This is a genomic window from Streptomyces sp. UC4497, assembly GCF_054871485.1.
Map to the genome: position 1 here is coordinate 23,330 of NZ_JBTYHB010000014.1, position 19,860 is coordinate 43,189.

At 71.5% G+C, this 19,860-nt stretch carries 13 protein-coding genes; 4 read left to right on the forward strand and 9 right to left on the reverse strand.

The window, feature by feature from the left end:
* Positions 1-89: 89 nt before the first annotated feature.
* Positions 90-1,955, forward strand: coding sequence for a ThiF family adenylyltransferase (locus tag ACYSUO_RS20945; protein WP_461777716.1), 1,866 nt, complete (start codon positions 90-92; stop codon positions 1,953-1,955).
* Positions 1,955-2,998 carry a 3-oxoacyl-ACP synthase III family protein gene (locus ACYSUO_RS20950; protein ID WP_461777717.1) on the forward strand — a complete coding sequence of 348 codons (1,044 nt, stop codon included), beginning with the start codon at positions 1,955-1,957 and terminating at the stop codon, positions 2,996-2,998. Before ACYSUO_RS20945 ends, ACYSUO_RS20950 begins: the two co-directional genes overlap by 1 nt.
* A gap of 58 nt (positions 2,999-3,056) precedes the next feature.
* On the opposite strand, the gene ACYSUO_RS20955 is transcribed toward ACYSUO_RS20950, so the two are convergent.
* The 8 genes from ACYSUO_RS20955 to ACYSUO_RS20990 form a co-directional block, all read right to left on the reverse strand.
* On the reverse strand, positions 3,057-5,480 hold the full coding sequence (locus ACYSUO_RS20955) for a glycoside hydrolase family 2 protein (RefSeq protein WP_461777718.1): 2,424 nt from the start codon (positions 5,478-5,480) through the stop codon (positions 3,057-3,059).
* Between the two features lie 14 nt (positions 5,481-5,494).
* Entirely contained in the window at positions 5,495-6,778 is a 1,284-nt protein-coding gene (locus ACYSUO_RS20960) for an alpha-L-fucosidase (protein WP_461777719.1), read from the reverse strand.
* Positions 6,779-6,810: 32 nt separating this feature from the next.
* A complete protein-coding gene (locus ACYSUO_RS20965; protein WP_461777720.1) occupies positions 6,811-7,836 on the reverse strand; it encodes an ABC transporter ATP-binding protein in 1,026 nt (341 codons plus the stop codon).
* Entirely contained in the window at positions 7,823-8,860 is a 1,038-nt protein-coding gene (locus ACYSUO_RS20970; RefSeq protein WP_461777721.1) for an ABC transporter ATP-binding protein, read from the reverse strand. Before ACYSUO_RS20970 ends, ACYSUO_RS20965 begins: the two co-directional genes overlap by 14 nt.
* Positions 8,857-9,855 (reverse strand): ABC transporter permease, encoded by a 999-nt coding sequence (locus ACYSUO_RS20975; RefSeq protein ID WP_461777722.1) that lies wholly within the window; start codon positions 9,853-9,855, stop codon positions 8,857-8,859. Before ACYSUO_RS20975 ends, ACYSUO_RS20970 begins: the two co-directional genes overlap by 4 nt.
* A complete protein-coding gene (locus ACYSUO_RS20980; protein WP_461777723.1) occupies positions 9,852-10,925 on the reverse strand; it encodes an ABC transporter permease in 1,074 nt (357 codons plus the stop codon). Before ACYSUO_RS20980 ends, ACYSUO_RS20975 begins: the two co-directional genes overlap by 4 nt.
* 5 nt (positions 10,926-10,930) lie before the next feature.
* A complete protein-coding gene (locus tag ACYSUO_RS20985) occupies positions 10,931-12,619 on the reverse strand; it encodes an ABC transporter substrate-binding protein (protein WP_461777724.1) in 1,689 nt (562 codons plus the stop codon).
* 116 nt (positions 12,620-12,735) lie between these two features.
* On the reverse strand, positions 12,736-13,932 hold the full coding sequence (locus tag ACYSUO_RS20990; RefSeq protein ID WP_461777725.1) for a LacI family DNA-binding transcriptional regulator: 1,197 nt from the start codon (positions 13,930-13,932) through the stop codon (positions 12,736-12,738).
* Positions 13,933-14,249: 317 nt separating this feature from the next.
* On the opposite strand from ACYSUO_RS20990, the gene ACYSUO_RS20995 reads away from it, so the two are divergent.
* Entirely contained in the window at positions 14,250-15,227 is a 978-nt protein-coding gene (locus ACYSUO_RS20995; protein ID WP_461777726.1) for a phosphotransferase family protein, read from the forward strand.
* 273 nt (positions 15,228-15,500) lie between these two features.
* Positions 15,501-17,402 carry an ATP-binding protein gene (locus tag ACYSUO_RS21000; RefSeq protein ID WP_461777727.1) on the forward strand — a complete coding sequence of 634 codons (1,902 nt, stop codon included), beginning with the start codon at positions 15,501-15,503 and terminating at the stop codon, positions 17,400-17,402.
* 90 nt (positions 17,403-17,492) lie between these two features.
* On the opposite strand, the gene ACYSUO_RS21005 is transcribed toward ACYSUO_RS21000, so the two are convergent.
* The gene (locus ACYSUO_RS21005) at positions 17,493-19,856 is read right to left on the reverse strand and encodes an MFS transporter (protein ID WP_461777728.1); all 2,364 of its coding nucleotides are present in this window, start codon (positions 19,854-19,856) and stop codon (positions 17,493-17,495) included.
* Positions 19,857-19,860 lie beyond the last annotated feature (4 nt).

Consider the following 19,860-nt stretch of genomic DNA (forward strand, 5'->3'; position numbering starts at 1 on the left):
CTGCGACGATCACGCAATAGCGGATGTTCACCTTCCGCTTACCGCATGCACACACCGTCACCATTGCTCCTCTCGGAGGACCCACACCGATGAACGCCGACCTTCTCGGCCGACGCTCCACCGCGCCCTCCCGCCCCTGGCACCTCACCGCCTTCCGGGTGCCCACCGACGGCGCCCGTCGCCCCAGCGGCGCCGCACTCGTGGACCGGGTGCGCGAACTGCGGGCCCGGATCCTGTACGACAACGGCCGCCGTCCGGACTTCCGCACCGCCTCCGGCGACCATGTGGACGACCAGCACCTGGACTTCGGCGCCTGGCACTTCGTCGGGCGGCGCACCGCCGACGGCCCGCCGCTCGGGTACGTCCGGCTGTCCACACCCGACACCGGGGAGCACTTCCAGTCCCGCGAGTACCTGGGCGCGGAGGCGTACACGCAGCTGCTCCTGGACAGCGGTCTCGGCACGGGCGAGACGTACGAGCACAGCCGGCTCGTCGTCGAGCACCACGCCCGCAAGCTGGGCCTGGGCGTCCAGCTCAACGCGCTCGCGCTGGCCGCCGCGCGGCACCTGGGCGCGAAGGCGATGGTGGGCACGTCCGGGACGAAGGACGGGCAGGACGCCTTCCATGCCCGGTTCGGTTTCCGTCCGGTGGCCGGAACGCGGCGGTACGTCGAGCACTACACCGAGGACGTGGTGCTGCTCATGTGCCGGATCGGGGATGCGGCCGGTGACTACTCCGACCTGGTCGCCGAGTACACCGACCTCTTCCCGCAGCTGGTCGTGGACGCCGAAACGGTACGTCTGGACCTGCCGGCGATGCGCGAGGAGGCGCCCGCGACCCTGGCGGCCGCCCTCGCCTCGGCCCGCACGGAACACGCGCCCGACCGCCGGTCCTGGCGGCCCGAACCGGTCGAAGGGCCCGGGGAGTTGCGTGCCCTGCTCGCCTCCGGCCGGGTCCGTGAGGTGCACGACACCATCGAGCAGCAGATCGCCGAGCTGGTGCGCAGCCGTGAGCCCGGCCCCCGCTACGACGACCCGGCCGAGCTGGCCGCCGCCCGCGAGCGGCAGCTGGACGGTGCAGAGCCGTGGGAGTACGGGAGCTGGTTCTTCCATCCGTGGTCCGGACGCCTGGTGCATGTGCTGCCCGCGCCCGAGTTCCGCATGGTGCGCACCGACCGCAACAGGGGCAAGATCGACCGGCCCGAGCAGCGGCGCCTCCTCGACCGCCGGATCGGCGTGATCGGCCTCTCGGTCGGCTCGGCGAGCGCGCTGACGCTCGCCATGGAGGGCATCGGCGGCGCGTACCGCCTCGCCGACTTCGACACACTCAGCCTCTCCAACCTCAATCGGCTGCGGGCCGCCGCGCACGACGTCGGCGTCAACAAGTGTGTGCTCGCGGCCCGTCAGATGTACGAGATCGATCCCTACCTCGACATCGAGATCTTCCCGGGCGGACTCACCGACGAGGTGATGGAGGAGTTCTTCACCGCGGACGGCGGCATCGACCTGCTGGTGGAGGAGTGCGACACCCCGTACGTGAAACTCGCCGCGCGCGAGCGGGCGCGGGCGCTCGGCGTCCCCGTCCTGATGGACGCCAACGACCGTGGCCTGCTCGACGTCGAGCGCTTCGACCATGAGCCCGAACGGCCGCTGCTGCACGGCCGGTTGGGCCGGACGTGCGCCGCCGACGTGGCCGGAGAGCTCTCCTTCGAGGAGACCGTCGACCTCATTCTCGCGATGGTCGACGCCGACCGGATCAGCCCCGAACTCGCCGCGGCCATCCCGCTGATCGGCACCGCGTACAGCTCCTGGCCCCAGCTGGCCAGCGGGGTCGCGCTCGGCGGAGCGCTCACCGCCGACGCCGCCCGGCGCATCCTCCTCGACCGGCCGCTCGCCTCCGGCCGCTACTACACCGACTTCGACGCCCTGCTCGCTCCGGATCGGAACACCGCCTGATGACCACTCTCGCCCGCGTGGAACAGCCGCAGCTGTGCCATCAGACCGGGGGCGGCCTGCCCGTCCCCTTCTCCGTGGCCGGGACCGGCCTGCACCTCCCGCCGACGGTGATCACCAACGCCATGCTGGCCGAGGTCCTGGACACCTCCGACGAATGGATCACGACCCGCACCGGCATCCGTGAACGGCGGCGCCTGGCACCGGAGTTGGCCACCTCCGACATGGCGCTCTCGGCCGCCCGCCCGGCGCTGTCCGCGGCCGGCGTCGAGGCGTCCGCGATCGACGTCGTGATCGTCGCCAGCTACACCGGCGACATGCCGTTCCCGTCCACCGCGCTGATCGTCAAGGACGCGCTCGGCGCCCACCGCGCACTCCCGCTGGACTTCTCCCAGGCCGCCTGCGCCTCCGGCGTACAAGCCCTGCTCACCGCGGCGCACCTGCTACAGAACCGTTCCATCCGTACGGTGCTGCTCGTCGCCGCCGACTGCGCCTCCCGGATCACCCATCCCCAGGACCGCACCGCCGGCGTCTTCTTCGGGGACGCGGCCGCGGCCGCCGTCCTCACCCGGACCGACACCCCGGGCGCCGGACTTCTCTCGTACGACCTGGGCTCCCAGCTCACCTACGACGTCCAGGTCCGGGCCGGCGGGTCCCGTATGCCCACCTCCCCTGCCACCCTCGCCGAGGGCGCCCACTACGTCGAGATGGACGGCCGCGCGGTGTGGGAGACGGCCACCACCCGCATCCCGGAGTGCATCGACGCATCGGTCCGCCGCGCCGGCCTCACCGTGGACTCCGTCGACCACTTCTTCCTCCACCAGGCCAACCTGAACATCCTGCGCGAGGCGACGACCGCCCTCGGCATCGATCCGTCCAAGGCCCCGGTCACCCTGGACCGGCTCGGCAACACCGGCGCCGCCGGCATGTTCACCGCCCTGCACCACACGGTCTCCGCGGGCCGCCTCAAGCCCGGGGACACCTTCGTGATGTCGGCGATCGGCGCCGGATTCCAGTGGGGAGCGCTCTGCCTGCGCCAGTCCTGACCGGCACACCCGCGCTTCCCGTCACGTCGGTGACGGGAAGCGCGGGTGTCCGGAACCGTCAGTCGTGGAAGAACTCGTTCCGCGTATGCACGGAAACCTCGTCCTCCCCGGGCAGCCGGGCCCCCTCCCGCTCCGGCCGCAGCACGACCGTCCCGCTCTCCCCCGGCAGCAGCGTGAGGAGCGCCGTGTCCGCGCGCATGCCGGGTGCCTCGACGATCACGTCACCGAGGGCGACTCCCGCCGTGAGGTGGACGAGCGCGTGGTCCTCCTTCCGCTCGACGGAGCACTTGACGTCGGGGGCCGGCCAGCGGACGCCGTCGTCGCGTACGAAGACGTGTACGGCGCGGTCGACTCCGGGGGTGTCCGCGACCACCATTTCCTCGCGACGCCGGCCCGCCTGGGTGATCCGGGGGCCCACGGGGAAGGCGAGGACCGTGCGCGCGGGAACGGTGAACTCCCGCTCCGTGCGCGCTACTTCGCCATCCACGACGTGGACGCGGCGGAGCGCCAGCGAACCCGTCCACGGCTCGTCCGTGTCGTTGACGAGGACGGCGCTGAGGCCCGCCTCCCTCGGCTGGAGTGTGACGAGGCGGTCGGCGAAGGCGCCGCGCACCGCGTACCAGGCGGGTTTGGGGCGGCCGCCGTGGTCGACCAGGGACCAGGACAGCGCGGGCCACACGTCGTTGAGCTGCCAGATCAGGGAGCCGGCCGTGCGCGGCCACCACGAGCGGTGGTGTTCGACGGCGGTGCGCAGGGCGTGGGCCTGGTTGAGGCTGGTGGCCAGGTGCCAGCGGTCGGTGTCCGTGGCGATGCCGGCCGGGTCGGGGAAGCGGCCCTTCAAGCGGTCCACGAGGTTGCGCTCGCCGCCGGGTTGCTTCTGGTGCGCCAGGAGGGCCGGGTCGTCGGGGCGGTCGGGCAGTGCGCCGAGGGCCTCGGTCAGCGTGGACCGGGTCGCCGGGGCCTGCCAGCCGAACTCGGCGGCGAAGCGCGGGATTTGATCCCGGTAGTGGGCGTAGTCGAGGAGGTTCCAGGTGTCCCAGAGGTGGCTCGGGCCGTCGCCGGGCACCTGCGGGTGGACGCCGGGCTCGCTCGCCACGGGGCTGTTCACGACGTACACGGCACCGGGCGCGTGGGCCTCGACGGCGGCCGGGAGCAGCTCGCGGTAGTAGCCCTCGCCCCAGGTGCGGTCCCGGATCTGCGAGCGCCACCCCCAGTCCTCGTGGCCCAGCAGGTTCTCGTTGGCGCCGTTCCAGACGACGACGCTCGGGTGGGCGGCGAGGCGTCGGACGACGTCGTCGGCCTCGGCCACGATCTCGGAGCGCAGCGGCTCCTCCTCGGGGTAGGCGGCGCACGCGAACATGAAGTCCTGCCAGACCAGGACGCCGCGCTCGTCGCACGCCGCGTAGAAGGCCTCGTCCTCGTAGATGCCTCCGCCCCAGACCCGCAGGGTGTTCATGTTCGCCGCGCACGCCTGGTCGAGACGTTCCTCGTACCGGGCGGGCGTCATCCGTGAGACGAAGAGGTCGTCGGGGATCCAGTTGGCGCCCTTGCAGAACACCGGGCGGCCGTTGACCCGCAGGGTGAACGCGCGGCCGTGCTCGTCGGGCGTGGTGTCGATGGCGATGTGCCGGAAGCCGACGCGGTGGTGGGTCTCCTGGAGGATCCCGCCGGTCGCGTCCAGCAGTCGTACGGTCGCGTCGTACTGCGTGGGAGCGCCGTAGCCGCGCGGCCACCAGACGTCGGGGCTCGGGACGTCAACAGCCATCTTTTGGCGTCCTGTTGAGGCGATCGGGAAGCGCTCCGTGCGGCCCGCGACGACCACCTCGGCCTCGCACGGGCCGCCCTCCACGTCGAGGCCCACGACGAGCGTGCCGCGCCGCAGGTCCCCGTCCAGGGTCGTGGTGACATCGACGTCGGCGCGGGCCGTGTCCCACACCTCAAGGCGTACGTTCCGCCAGATCCCCGCCGTGACGAGCGTCGGGCCCCAGTCCCAGCCGCCCTCGCAGGCCATCGTGCGCAGTTCGTTGTAGGGGTACGTCCAGTCGTACGGCAGCGGGTCGTCGCCGGCCGCGTCCATCATGGCCTGCGCCGAGGAGGCGAAGCGGACGGCCAGCTCGTTCGTCCCGGGCCGTACGGCGTCGGTCACGTCGAAGCGGTAACGGCGGTGCATGTTGCGGGTGTTGCCGACCTCCGTGCCATTGACGAGGATCGTCGCGACCGTCTGGAGCCCGTCGAGGACGAGGTGCACGCGTGAGCCGTCGGGCCGGGCGGCCAGGTGGAACTCTCTGCTGTACTCCCAGTCGGCGAGCCCGACCCACTGCACCTCCGCCTCGTTCGTGCCGAGGAACGGGTCCGGGATGATCCCGGCCCGCATCAGGTCGGTGTGTGCGCATCCCGGAACGACCGCCGGCACCTCGATGTCACCGATTTCACCGGTGCCACCGTTGCTACGGAGCGTCCAGCCCTCACCCGTCAGTTCCACGTTCCCGTGCCCTCTCATTCGTCCGGCCGATCCGTCGGCGCCCGGTATCCCTCGGGAACCTGCGACAGCTCCCGTACTCCCGTCTCGAAGACCTCGACGGACTCCAACACCGCGCTGTCGCCGACGAGTTCGACGGTCAGCTCGGCGGCCGTCACCGGCTCGGTGAGGTGGATGCGTCCGACGCCCACGGTGAGCCCCTCGGCGAGGACACGGTCACCGGCCCGCACCACATGACGTACGACGCGCTGCCCGTCGGTGAGGTCCTCGCGCAACCGGACGTGGTCGAAGGTGACCAGGCCTCCGAAGGAAGCCGTCCAGGTGTCCCCATGGGTCAGCTCGGCGGTGGCGGCCGGTGTCCCGAAGCGGCGCGCGACCTCCGCGCCGAACTCCGCCACCCGCGCGGCATCGGCGTCCGGGATCCGGCCGCGTGTGTCGGGCGGCAGGTTGAGCAGGAGGTTCGCGCCGAGGCCGACCGAGCGGTAGTGGATGGCGAGCAGGTGCTCCAGGGACTTGGGCTCGTCGTCCGGGTGCCAGAACCAGCCGCGCCTGATCGACACGTCGCACTCCGGCGGCAGATACAGCGCCTCGGCGAACTCGGCGGTGACGACCGTGTAGTTGCTCATCTGGGTGTGGTCGACGACGTACTCGACGGGGTCCGCCGCGAGCCCGTCCTCGTTGCCCACCCAGCGGATCGTCGGGTCACCCATGTTGAACACCATGGCGTCCGGCTGGTGCTTGCGGGCGACGGCCATGATGGCGGTCCAGTCGTACTCGTAGCCGTCCGAGCCTGCGCCGTCGAACCACAGCTCCATCAACGGCCCGTACCAGGTGCACAGTTCGCGGATCTGCTCGGTGTAGAGCTTGGTGTACGCGGCCGGGTCGGCGTACTCCGGCGCGTGGCGGTCCCACGGGGAGAGGTACACCCCGAAGCCGAGGCCTGCCGCCCGGCAGGCCGCCGCCAGTTCGCCGACCACATCACCCTCGCCGTCCTTCCACGGCGAGGAGGCGACGGAGTAGTCGGTGGTCTTCGTGGGCCACAGGCAGAAGCCGTCGTGGTGTTTCGCCGTGATGATCGCGTAGCGGGCCCCGGCGGCGCGGGCGGTCTCGACCCACTGTTCGGCGTCGAGGTCGGTGGGGTCGAAGGACGACGCCGGGAGGGTGCCGTCGCTCCACTCCTGGCCGTGAAAGGTGTTGATGCCGAAGTGGAAGAAGGCGCCGGTGTTGCTGCGCTGCCAGGCGAGTTGGTGCGGTGTCGGGGCGATCGGGGCGATCGCCCCGATGGGGGCGTCAGGTTGCAACGCGGGTCCTTTCGGGGTGGTACGGGTCGGGCTCAGGCGTACTGCTCGTCCTGCGCCCAGCAGTGCACCCAGTGGCTCTCGTCGACCTGGGTCCTGGCCGGGAAGGCCGTGGCACAGACGGGCTTGGCCAGCGGGCAGCGGGTGCGGAAGCGGCAGCCGGAGGGCGGGTCGACGAGGCTCGGGGGTTCGCCGAGGGTCTCCTCGTCGTCGGCGACGTCCGGTTCGTCGAGAAAGCCGCCGCGGTCGGGGTCGGGGGCCGAGTCCAACAGGAGCTTGGTGTAGGGGTGTTGGGGATTGGCCACGATCTCGTCGCCGGGTCCGGACTCGACGAGCTGACCCGCGTACAGGACCTTGATCTCGTCGGCGAAGTAGCGGGCGCTGGCGATGTCGTGGGTGATGTAGAGGATCGCCAGGCCCTCGTCGTCACGGAGCTTGCCGAGCAGGTTGAGGATGTCCAGGCGGATCGAGACGTCCAGCATGGAGATCGGCTCGTCACCGAGGAGCACCTTGGGGCGGGCGGCGAGCGCGCGGGCGATGGCGATGCGCTGGCGCTGGCCGCCGGAGAGCTCGTAGGGGAACTTGTCGATGAATTGGTCGGCGGGTGTGAGGTTGACGCGTTCGAGGAGCTGGAGGATCTGCTGCTCCATGTCCTCGGCGCCCGACGCGAGTCCGTGCAGTTTCAAGGGGCGGCTGAGGATGTAGCGGATCTTGTGGACCGGGCTGAGCGAGGAGAACGGGTCCTGGAAGATCATCTGGACCTGGCGGTAGTACGCGCGCTTCGCCTTCGCCGTGCGGGCCTTCTTGACGACGTCGCCGTCGAGCCGGATCTCGCCCTCGGTGGGCGGGTAGGCGAGCGCGAGCATCCGGGCGAGCGTCGACTTTCCGCTGCCGGACTCGCCGACGAGCGCGGTGATGCGGCCCTTGTGCAGGGCGAGCGAGGTCGGCTCGACGGCCTTGACCTCCTTGCCGTGGCCGCCCGGCCCGTGCATCGGGAAGCGCTTGACGACCTCGCGGGCCTCCAACACCGGTGCCGGGAGGGTGGTTTCAGGTGCGGGCATGGCGGTCCTCGGCTTCCGGGGTCGTCGTGGCGGGGTGCCGGTGGAGATGGCAGGCGACATCGCCGGCGTCACCGAGCTGCAGCAGGACCGGCTCCTCGCGGTCGCAGGCGTCCATCCGGTGCGCGCAGCGCGGGTGGAAGGAGCATCCGGGCGGCGGGGTGCGCAGTCCGGGCGGCGAGCCGGGGATGCCGGTGATCTCGCGGCGTTCGCCGTGGAGCGGAGGGAAGGCGCCGCGCAGTGCGGTGGTGTACGGGTGTTGCGGGTCCTCGTAGAGGCGGCGAGGTGGCCCGGTCTCCACGATCTTGCCCGCGTACATGACGGCGATCCGGTCGGCGATCTCGATGAGCAGCGACAGGTCGTGGGTGATGAAGACGACCGAGAAGCCCAATTCGCGCTTCAGGCGTGCCACTTGGCGCAGGATCTGGCGCTGCATGACGACGTCGACAGCGGTCGTCGGCTCGTCCATGACGACGAGGTCGGGTTCGCAGGCGAGCGCGAGGGCGATGGTGGCGCGCTGGCGCATGCCGCCGGACAGCTCGTGGGCGTAGGAGCGCAGCCGGTCGGCGGGGATGCCGACCATGCCGAGCAGCTCCCCCGCCCGCTCCCAGGCCTCCTTCTTCGACAGGCCGCGGTGCTTGCGGAGGACGTCGGCGAACTGGGTGCCGAGCCGGAGTACGGGGTTGAGGGCGTTCATCGCGCTCTGGAAGACGATCGCTACCTTTTCCCAGCGCAGCGCGGCCAGTTGACGCTCGGTCAGGCGCAGGATGTCGGTGTTGTCGGCGCCGTCGTGGCCGTGCAGGATCACCGAGCCCGCGGTGGTCACGGCCGGCGGCCGCTCCAGGCGGGTCATGGCGGTGACCAGGGTGGACTTTCCGCAGCCGCTCTCGCCGACGATGCCGAGCGTCTCGCCGCGGCGCAGCGTGAGGTCGACGCCGCGGACGGCGTGCACGGGGTCGTCCTGGTCGAAGTAGTCGACGTGCAGATCGCGGACGGTGAGCAGCGGGGCCCCGGTGGTCGGGCTCATGACGTGGCCTCCTTCACGGGCGTGGCCTGGGCGGGCACGGCGGCGTCGGCCGCGCCGAGGCGGGCGGCGCGGGCCCGCATCCGTACCTGCTTGGAGGGCTTGCGCAGACGGGGGTTGGACACCTCGTCGATGCCGAAGTTGATGAGCCCCGCGGCGACGCCGACCAGGGCGATGCACGCGCCCGGCGGGACGAACCACCACCAGGCGCCGCGGGTGAGCGCCGAGCCGTTCTGCGCCCAGTACAGCATCGAGCCCCAGCTGGTGATGTTGATGTTGCCGAGGCCCATGAAGGACAGGCCCGCGTCCGCGAACATCGAGCCGACGACCGCGCCGAGGAAGCTCACGGAGATCAGCGGCGCGAGGGACGGGATGAGCTCGCGGGTGATGACACCCCAGCGGCTCTCACCGGTCATCTCGGCTGCGGCCACGAAGTCACGGTGCCGCAGCGACAGTGTCTGCGCCCGCTTCTGCCGCGCTGCCCACGGCCACGCGGTGAGGCCGATGACGAGGGCCACGGTGAGCCAGCCGCCGCGCCCCTGCACATAGCTCGCCACGATGATGAGCAGCGGCATGCCGGGGATGACGAGGAAGATGTTGGTGGCGACGGTGAGGAACGAGTCCGCCCGCCCGCCGAGGTAGCCGCCCGCGACCCCGACCAGGACCGAGAGCACCGTGGTGACGACGCCCGCGACGAGCCCGACGAGCAGCGAGACACGGCTGCCGACGACGAGCTGCGCGAAGACGTCCTCGCCGTTGGCCGTGGTACCCAGCAGGTGTGCCCCGGAGGGCGGTTGCATCGAGCCGCTGGTGTCGACGGCGTCGGGCTGGAGCCCCATCAGGTTCTCCACGACGAACGGGCCGAACACCGCGACCAGGGTGAAGAACACGATGATCGTGATCCCGACACGGACCTTGATGTTCCCGGGCAGCTTCGGCAGCCGCCGCCCGGCGCGTGCGGGCTTGCCGGGTCGCGCACCGCGTACCGACGTCGTCATGAGCGGGTCTCCCTCGCGCGCGGGTCGATCAGTCCGTACACCGAGTCCGCGATGAAGTTCGCGGCGAGCACGGTGAGCGAGACGATCAGGAACAGGGCCTGCATCAGCGGGTAGTCGACGCTGGAGACGGCCTGGTAGAGCAGATAGCCGACGCCGGGGTACGAGAAGACGATCTCGACGAGGATCTGGCCGCTGACGGCGGAGCCGATGGTGAGGGCGAAGCCGGCGACGCTGGGCAGCACCGCGTTGCGGGCGGCGTACTGGAACATCACGCGGGCCTTGGACAGGCCCTTGGCGCGGGCCAGGAGCACGTAGTCCTCGGAGACGGTGGTCACCATCATGTTGCGCATGCCGACGAGCCAGCCGCCGAACGAGGCGACGACCATCGTGATGGCGGGCAGGATGCCGTGTGTCACGACGCTCATGAGGAACGGGCCGTTGAAGGCGACCGCCATGTCACCGTCGTACGCGCCGCTGATCGGCAGCCAGTTGAGCTGCACGCCGAACGCCATGACCAGCAACAGCGCGACCCAGAAGAACGGCAGCGCGCCGAGGAACATCGAGGCGGGCGTGATGAAGGAGTCGAAGCGCGAGCCGACGCGGGAGCCCGCGATGACACCCATCGAGGTGCCGATGACGAACGCGAGCACGGCGGTCAGGCCGACGAGCCCGATCGTCCAGGGCAGCCCGGAGCGGATCACTTCCCACACGGGCGTCGGGTAGTACGCGACGGACGCGCCGAAGTCGAAGTGGGCGATCTGGCCGAGGTAGGTGACGTACTGGTCCCACAGCGGAGCTCCGGGCGCGCCGAACAGCCGGTAGATGCTGGTGACTTGGTCGGCGGACAGGTTCTGCTTCTGCTGCATCTGCGAGATGAGCGCGGAGGCGGGGTCGCCCGGCATCAGGCGCGGGATGAGGAAGTTGAGGGTGACGGCGACGGCGGCGGCTCCGAGGTAGAAGCCGAGGCGCCGCAGGAAGTAGCGGGCGGCGCCGAACCGTGCGGCCGCGGAGCGACGGTTGGGTGGCGGGGCCTCCGCGGCGGCGGGGGTGAGGACGGGAGCAGTGGCCATGTCCATCAGCCCTTCGCCGGGCGGAGGTTGAGCAGGATGCTCATGGCGTCGACGCCACCGCCCCAGGGGGCGGGCTGGGCGTAGGGGTTCTTCGCGCTCGGCCAGCCGGTCCAGTTCTTGCTGTTGTACTCGGAGGAGACGCCGATCGTGATCAGCGGTGCGGCGGGCACGTCGTCGACCATGATCTTCTCGAACTCGGCCGAGTACTTCTTCACCGTCGCGTCGTCGTTGGCGCTCGCCATGTCCTTGAGCAGCGCGTCGGCCTTCTTGCTCTTGTAGTGACCGTAGTTGGTCCAGATGCCGGCGTTCTCGCTGTAGAGCATGTCCTTGAAGAAGTTGTACGGCGTGGAGTAGTAGATCCCGCCGCCGATCGTGACGTCGAAGTCACCGGACTTGCGTTTGGCGTCGATCTGCGCGGCCGCGATCGGCTTCACATTGACGTCGATGCCCGCCTTCTTCAGCTGCGAGGCGACGACCTTGTCGAACTGGACGGCGTCGCCCCACTCCTGCACCTCCATGATGGAGAAGCTGAGCTGCTTGCCGCCGCCGTCGACCAGCTTGCCGTTCTTCTTCGTGTAGCCGGCCTTCTTGAACTCGGCGAGTGCCTTGATGAGTTCGGCCTTGGGCTGCTCGGCGTCCTTGTACTCGTCGGCGATCCACTTGCCCTGGGTCTTCGAGTCGAGGCCCGTGAGGTTGAGGGTGTTGAACATCCCCGGATTGGTCACGTTCAGGAGCTGGCTGCGGTCGACGGCCAGCGAGAGGCCCTTGCGGACGTGGACGTCGTCGAAGGGCTTCTTGGTGTGGTTGAAGAACAGGAACTGGCCGCCGTAGGTGGGGTACCAGGCGTGGTGGTTCTTCGGGTCCCTGTCGATGTACTGCTTCTTGACGTCGGGCACGACGCCGCCGCTCCAGTCGAGCTCCCCGCTGAGCAGCTTGGGCACCTCGGACGCCTGCGTGACGATGGGCGCCTTCACGGTCTTGACCGGGACGTTCTTCTGCTTCCAGTAGTTGTCGCGGGCCTCGAAGGTGAGCTGCTGCGGTGTGTACTGCTTGAGCTTGTACGGGCCCGAGCCGACCGGGTTCGGATTGGTGTCCTTCGCGCCGTCCTTCTTCTTCCAGATCTTCTCGGGCACCGGGGTGGTCCCGCCGATGCTGTCGATCTTGGAGTAGGCGGGTGAGTCGAAGGTGATCTCTACGGTGTGGTCATCCGGCGCGGAGGCCTTGGTGAAGTCGAAGGCCCAGGTCGGGGGCAGCTTGTTCTTCTTCACGTAGTTCAGGGTGAACACCACGTCGTTGGCGGTGAGCTTGGAGCCGTCGCTCCAGTTGGCCCGCTCGTCGAGGTGGATGGTGATCTTCTTGCCGCCGTCGGCCCACTCGTACTTCTTCGCCAGCCAGGGGGTGAACTTGCCGCCCTGAAGAATGTTGAAGTCGAAGAGTGCCTCGTACTGGAAACCGAACGTGCCCTGGGTGGGCTTGAGGGCGAACGGGTTGAAGTTGCGGTTGATGGTGGTGCCCGCGAAGCCGAGGTTCGTGGTGAGCGCGCCGCCACCGGCGGAGCCGCCCGCCGGGGTCGGCGCGGCCGAACAGCCGGCCAGGGCGAGCGAGAACACCGCGGCGCCGACGGCGGCGACGCGGACACCGGTACGCGCGGTGGCGGGTCGGGACATGGGGGTCACGCGGAGCTTCGGGTTCATCGGAGGCTCTCCGGAGGGGTGTTGGGGGCGGGGGACATCGCGCGGGGGGTGGGGTGGAGCGGCACACGTTGGACATCGTTGTCAGAGCAAGGCGGTGGGGCGCCGTGGTGCGTGGATCAGCCGGGGGTGGGGCCTTGGTGGGTGGGGGCGCCTCCTGTGGTGGAGGCGCGGCCGGTGGGAGTACGTCCCGTGGGGGCACGACCGGCGGGGACACGCCCCGTGGGGGCACGACCGGTCGGGGCGTGACCGCGGTCCGCGGGGGCCGGGCCGCTGCTGCCGCGCGGGACGAGGCGCGGGGTCTCGTCCTCGACGGTGCGCGCGGGCCCGCCGTCGATCAGCGCGAGCAGCTCCTCGGCGGCGTGCCGCCCGAAGGCCGGGGTGTCACGCACCAGGGCGGACAGCGGCGGGTGGGTGGAGCCCGTGAGCACGGACTCGTCCCAGGCGACGAGCGTCAGCGCGTCCGGCACCGGTATGCCGAGCGAGGCGGCGACGCCGAGCCCGGCGACGGCCAGCACATCGGTGTCGTAGACGAGGGCAGTGGGCCGCCGCGGCGCAGGTGTGTCGAGCACCTGCCGGGTGGCGTCGACGCCCTGCTGCCGGGAGTAGTCGGTGGGGATGCTGCGTACGTCGGCGGGGTCGAGCCCGAGCCGCTCCGCCTCGTCCCGCAGGGAGCGGATCCGCCGCTGGGTGTGGGCGAGATGGGGCAGCCCCGCGATGTGCACGATGCGGCGGTGCCCGAGGCCGTGCAGGTGCTGGACGATGCCGGCCATCGCCAGGGTGTCCGAGGCCCACACGCTGGAGATGCCCGGGTGCACCGTGCCGTCCTCGCTCCGCGGCACGGGGCCGACGAAGACGGCGGGCAGGCCGAGTTCGTCGAGCAGCGCCGGGCGCGGGTCGCCGTCCCTCGGGTCGACGACCAGCACACCGTCGACCCGGCGCTCGGCCCACCAGCGGCGGTAGGCGGCACACTCGGCGTCCAGGTCGGGGACCACCTGAAAGAGCAGTCCGATGCTCCGTACGGCGAGCGCCTCCTGGATCCCGGACACCAGCTGCAGGAAGAAGAACTCCGCGCCCAGGGCATGCGCGGGGCGGGCCAGGACGAGGCCGACCGTGGCGGTGCTGTCCCCGGTCAACGCCCGTGCCGCCGCGCTCGGTTGCCACCCGAGCCGGTCCGCGACCTCGCGCACCCGTCGGCGGGTGGCCGGTGAGACACCGGGCCGTCCGTTGAGCGCCAGGGAGACGGCGGACTCGGACACGCGCGCCTCTTCGGCGATGTCTTTCAGGGTCGAGCGTCTGGAGGGAGTACGGCGCATGGAATTCTCCTGCCACGCCTACCGGCAAGCCGCCCCCGAACGGGACGGCCCGAAACCCAACTGCCCTGAACTCAAGCGGTTGAGTGCGAGAACGCTAAAGCGCTTGAGCCTCTGGGGCAACAGGTCGCGCACCAATTGCCGCTATGAGGCCCGTATTTGCCGTGCCGATCGATGCAACAAGCCGCCATGAAGCGTGATTTGACGTGGCTCAGCGGTGAATACGGTGGCATGGTCGGGCGAGACACCCCAAGACACGAGTCCGCCGGCCGCCGACGCCTGCTCGACATCACCCGCCCCTCCCCTGATCTACTGGGCGGATGGAGGAGCTCCCGCCCACCGGCCATCAGCAACCCGCACATCCCACCGCCGACCCCTGGCCCCGCCGCCTCGCCGAGCGCGGACACCCCGGCGCACGCCGTATCGGCGCCGGTGTCGAGGGTGTCGTCTACGCACTCGGGAACGGCCGGGTCGCCAAGGTGTGGACCGGGCGCCCACCGGCAGGCCTCGCCCTGACTCGCCAGGTGTACGCGGACATCGCGGCGCACCGCCTGCCGTTCGTCACGCCGGAGATCTTCGAGGTCTCGGAGTACGAGGGCGTGGTGGTGACGTACGAGCGCGATCTGCCGGGCACGTCGGTGCACGGCGACTCCGCGCACGAACCGTTCGACCGCGAACTGCCGGCACACCATCGGGATGTGTTGCTGGCGGTCCTGCGGGGCCTGGCCTCCGTGCCCGCGACGGACGCGATGCGCACGCTCACCGTCCAGGGCGACGACCGTCCCCTGTGGCAGGGACAGCACCGGTTCCCGTCCGCGCTCGCGGGCCTCGTCTCGCGCGCCGTCGCCCGCCATCGCGACGCGCTGGCACGCCTCGTGCCCGGCCTCGACGCGGGTGTCGAGCGCGCGCTCGACGCGCTGCGTTCGCTCCCCGACGTTCCGGACACCGCGATCCACGGCGACCTCGTCCCGCCCAACATCCATGTGGACGCCTCCGGCCACCCCGTGGCCGTACTCGACTTCGGCTTCTGCACCACCGCCGGCGACCCGGCCTTCGAAGCCGCCGTCACCGCGGCCGTCTGGGACATGTACGGCCCGCACGCGGCGGCCCACACCGAGGAACTCACCCGGCTGTTCGCCGACGAACTCGGCTACGCGCCCGCCACCTTGAGCGCCTACCAAGCGGCGTACGCCCTCACCACCTACGACCTGTTCGGCATGGGCGACGACGACGGCCACTTCCGCTGGTGCGCCGAACAGCTGCTGCGCAATGACGTGTTCAACGGCCGGGAGCCCTGACCCGTCACGACGGGGTGGGCGTCCTGACCGGGCGCCCTCATGTGCAGTTTCTGTGCGCGCGTGCACGTGAAATGTGCCCCCAATGGGGGTTTTTCATGGATTTCGTCATCGGGCGCATCCGAATTGTCTGCCCTGCGGGTACGCCTGCGCCCCCACGCACTACCGGGGCGCGCCACCCGCGTTGAAGCTGCCGGGAGTCGCCGACAGTAACGATTCTGCTGATCTTCGCTCACCACCCTTCGTTCCATTCATCGAAGCCCCAAAGGACACAAGGTGCGCAAGCAAGCCGGCGAGGTCGGCACGCTTCTCAGGCTCGTCGCGGACAGCAGGGCCGACGACTCCCTCATCGGGCGAGAGGCGGAACTGACCCAACTGCGGAGTCTGTTGGCGGTCCACCGACTGGTCACCGTCACCGGCCCGGTCGGGGTCGGCAAGAGTCTGCTGAGCGACATCGCCGCGCAGCGGTCCCGGCCGCCCCGACGGCAGGTCGTGCGGGTGTCCTGGCCCGAGGCGTCCGGCCGACCGGGGGACTTTCGCAACGCCGTACGGCAGGCGCTGCTCAGCACCCCGCTCCCGCCGGACGGCCCGACCACCGGACGGCGGGCGACGCCTCGGGTCCTGCTGTTCCTGGACGACATCGACCCGGTGCATGACGAGTGTGTCGGCGTGGTCCAGCGGCAGCTGCTCCACCACCCCACGCTCCAGGTCCTGATCACCGCCCGCAGCCCCCTCGGTCTCGGCGACGAAGCGGTGCTGCGGCTCGGCCCGCTCCCCACCGAGCCCGAGGACGACGGCTCCCCCTCGCCCGCCGCGCGCCTGTTCCTGGCCACGGCCGGTGGCGCGCTGCGGCACCGCGACCCGGCCACCCTCGAACGCGTCCACGCCGTCTGCCACACCCTCGACGGACTGCCCCTGGCCATCGAACTCGCCGCCGCCCAGCTGAGGTCGTACTCCCTGCACGACCTGGCCGAGCTCGTGGAGCACGGGCAGTCCTGGCTGCACAGCCCCCGCCAGCGTCTGCCGCGGCACCGTTCCGTCGAGGCGGCCATCGGGGCGGTGCACACGCTGTGCTCCCCCTGGATGCGGATGGTGTGGAGCCGGGCCAGCATTCTGGCCGGGTCGTTCGGCGAGGCGGCGGCCGTGCTGCTGTGCACCGGCGGCGAGATCGCCCCGCATCAAGTGCCGGGCCTGCTCACCCAGTTGGCCTCGCTCGGTCTGCTCCAGCACGAGAACGATCCGCACGGCCCCGGCGAGCCGCGCTATCGCATGCCCCCGGCCGTAAGGGAGTTCGGCGAGCGCCGGCTCACCGAGGCGGGCGAGCTGGACATCGCCGTCGAACGCCGGGCCGGACACTGCCGAAGGATCGTGCACCTCGCGGAACACCTGTGGGAGCACGGTCATCAGACGCAGGCCGTACGCCTGGTGGCCGACGAGCAGCACAACATCAACGCCATCCTGCGCTACGCGCTGACCGACCCCCGGCCCGAGGTCACCGTCGCCGCCCTGGAGACCGCGACCCGTCTGTGGTTCTGGTGGGTCACGGGCCACGCCGCGGCCGGGCTGCGCTATCTCCTCCAGCTGCTGGCCCGCTGCCCCGAGGACCACCCGTCGGCGGCCCCCGCGGCCTGGCTCGCCGCCTGGCTCGCCGCGCGCACCGACCCGGACACGGCCCTCACCCTGCTCGACCGGATCTGGCCCGGTGCCGTCCTCGACGGCGACGACACCCTGCTGGCCCGCATCGCCCATGTCCACGGACTCATCGCCCTCACCCTCGGCGACCCCCTCCAGGCCGGGGACCTCTTCGAGCAGGCCTGCGTCCTCACCCCCGACCGTGCCACCGGCGGACCGGGCCGCGCCGTCTACCTCGCGGCCCTCGCCGTCGCCCGGCGCGACACCGAGCCGCGCGCCGCACACCGCGCGGCGCTCGCCGCGCTCGCCCAGCCCGGACTGCGCGACGACGTGTGGTCGAGCATGCGCGCCCGCTACGCCCTGGCCCTCGTCGACCACCACAACGGCCGCGCCGCCAGAGCCTGGACGCGCGCACACCGCGCGGTGTCCGACGCCGACTCCGCCACCTGCGCGCCCCAGGCCCACGCCGCACTGCGCTCCCTCCTCACGGTCCTGCGCACGGGGCAGGCCGCCCCGGCGCCGGTCATCCCGGGGTTGTCCGGGTGACGCGACACCATGGGCCGCGGCAGCAGCGGCGTACTCGGCACCGAGACGGCGGCAAGCGCCTGGGCGTGCGCCGCTACAGGGCCTCGGTCGTCACCAGGCGCTCTGGGCCGGTCCGGTGGCGCGGCCGCTGAGGCCGGTCGACGGCCCGGGGACCGCGGCGGCCGGGGTCTCGGCCGGGCACAGCGCGATGATCGCGATGTCGTCGGCCAGGTGGTGGGTCCAGTCGCGGACGCCGGCGTCGAGGTGGCCGACGAGGTGCTCGGGGGTGCCGTACGGCGCCCGGGTCAGGCCCTCGGTGAGGGGGTAGAACTCGCCTGTCGGGTTCCGGGCCTCGCTCAGGCCGTCCGTGTGGGCCACGAGCGTCGCGCCGGCGCCCAGGCGCACCGTGTGCGGGGAGGGCGGGGCGCCGGAGCCGAGCGTGCCGAAGCCCAGCGGCAGCAGGGTCGGGACGTCGATCTCCGTGACGCCCCCGGAGGTGACCTCCAGCGGCGTGAGGTGGCCGCAGTTGACGACGTGCAGGTCGTAGGCCTCCTGCCCCGGGCCGTCGTGCTGGAGCAGCAGCGCCGTCGCGAACAGCTCCTCGTCCTCGCGTGTGGCGGCGGCGCGCTGCACCTGCCGGTCGAGGCGCGCGGCGAGCTCCCCGAGCTCCTCCGTCTCGAAGGCCTGGCTGCGGAAACAGCCCAGCAGGTCGGTGACGGTCTGCACCGCCTGCAGCCCCTTGCCTCGTACGTCGCCGATGAGGATGCGGGTGCCGAACGGGGTGTGCAGGGCCTCGATGAAGTCGCCGCCTATGCCGGTGTCCGCGGTGGCGGGCCGGTACAGGCTCGCGAGGTGAAGCCGACCCAGGTCCTCGGGTATGGGGTGCAGCACGGCGTGCTGCAGGGTGCTCGCGGTCTGGCTGATCCGGGTCAGCCGGTCGCGCTGCTCCCGCCGTGACCAGACGACGGCGCCGGCTGCGGCCCCGAAGGCGAGCGCGACGATCAGGGTGCCGGCGTCGCCGATGCCCGTACGCGTCAACAGGTACTGCAGTCCCGCGGCGCAGGCCACCGCCACGGAGACCGCTACACGGCCGAGCAGCAGCGCGGCCACGGCGAGCACGATCGTGCCGACGCGCAGCAGCTGGCGCGCCTCGGAGGGCAGCGGGGCGCTGTCGATGGCGGACGTGTACGGCAGGGCCTGCGCGGCGGCGGTGCCGAGGAGGATGGAGCCGGGCAACAGCGCCGCGCTGGTGCCGAGGTGGGTACGGGGAAGGGCGGCGAGGTAGCGCGCCATCTGCGGTGCGGCGGCCAGCATGACGCCGAAGCCGATCAACGCCACGACGGCGAAGTCGCCCGCCACCGGGTAGGCGTGCACGCTCAGTCCGGCGTGCAGCAGGACCAGGCCGAGCGCGGCCAGCGGGAGGCCGAGCGAGGACCCCGTCACCGGTGCGATCGCGCGGCGCCGCACCAGCAGACAGCTCGCCGCGCCGCCGACGCCGAAGGCCGACAGGACGAACGCCGCGGACTCCGGGCCGCCGCCCCTCTCGGCAGCCAGCGACGGGAGGGCCATGGAGAGCACGACCTGGGTGAAGCCGAGCGCGAGGCCCGCGATCAGCGCGCCCGCTCGCAGCGCTCCCGGCATCAGCGCCGGGCGACCGCGGGACGCCATCGACAGGCCGGGGCAGCGCAGCCGCGCGAGGACGAGGGCGACCGTGGCGGCGAGCAGCAGCAGGCCCACGCGCGGGTCCGCCCACCCCCACACGGGGGCGAGCTGGAGCGCGGCGGGGGCGAGGACGCCGAAGGCGATCAGGCAGGCAGCACGCGGCCGGTCCGGCATCGGATGCCGCGTCGCCGCGGAGGGTTCGGGTACATAGCGGTGCACCAGTAAGAGCGCGGCGATGGCCGCGACGGTCATCACGGCCATGGCCACGCGCCACCCGGTGGTGGAAGCCGCCCGCGGCGCCAGGTTCACGGCGATCACGAAGCCCACGGACATCGCGGCCAGCCAGCCGCCCATCACCTTGCGCATGCGGCCGGGCAGGAACACGGTCGGCAGAAAGGCGAGGCAGCTGACGAAGACCGCTGCGAGGGCCACGGCGACGACGATCCGCCCGAGCACGTACGACCAGCCGTCGAAGGCGACGGCGAGCAGCGCGCAGCCGGCGGCGAGCCCCGCCAGGGACACGATCAGTACCGAGCGCCGGCCCCGCAGGTCACCGGCCCGTCCCGCGACGAACAGGGTGAGCAGTGCCAGGGACGAGCCCACGACGCGGGCGACCACCTCTTGGCCGGTGCCGAGGCCGAGCTCGGTGTGGACCAGGGGGACGGCGGCGGAATGCACCGCGGGCGCCACCACGTACAGGGCCGCCACGGCGGCGAGCAGCAGTCCGACCACGCGTGCCGGGCTCCGTGTGCCGTCCGCCGCATACCCGGCAGCGGGTCTCGCGCCGCCGCCGGGCGCACCGGTGCCGACCATGTAC

Coding starts and splice junctions, on each gene's coding strand:
- ACYSUO_RS20965 (WP_461777720.1), bottom strand. CDS start 7,836: ATGCCCGCACCTGAAACCACCCTCCCGGCACCGGTGTTGGAGGCCCGC.
- ACYSUO_RS20995 (WP_461777726.1), top strand. CDS start 14,250: ATGGAGGAGCTCCCGCCCACCGGCCATCAGCAACCCGCACATCCCACC.
- ACYSUO_RS20950 (WP_461777717.1), top strand. CDS start 1,955: ATGACCACTCTCGCCCGCGTGGAACAGCCGCAGCTGTGCCATCAGACC.
- ACYSUO_RS20990 (WP_461777725.1), bottom strand. CDS start 13,932: ATGCGCCGTACTCCCTCCAGACGCTCGACCCTGAAAGACATCGCCGAA.
- ACYSUO_RS20945 (WP_461777716.1), top strand. CDS start 90: ATGAACGCCGACCTTCTCGGCCGACGCTCCACCGCGCCCTCCCGCCCC.
- ACYSUO_RS20970 (WP_461777721.1), bottom strand. CDS start 8,860: ATGAGCCCGACCACCGGGGCCCCGCTGCTCACCGTCCGCGATCTGCAC.
- ACYSUO_RS21005 (WP_461777728.1), bottom strand. CDS start 19,856: ATGGTCGGCACCGGTGCGCCCGGCGGCGGCGCGAGACCCGCTGCCGGG.
- ACYSUO_RS20980 (WP_461777723.1), bottom strand. CDS start 10,925: ATGGCCACTGCTCCCGTCCTCACCCCCGCCGCCGCGGAGGCCCCGCCA.
- ACYSUO_RS20975 (WP_461777722.1), bottom strand. CDS start 9,855: ATGACGACGTCGGTACGCGGTGCGCGACCCGGCAAGCCCGCACGCGCC.
- ACYSUO_RS20985 (WP_461777724.1), bottom strand. CDS start 12,619: ATGAACCCGAAGCTCCGCGTGACCCCCATGTCCCGACCCGCCACCGCG.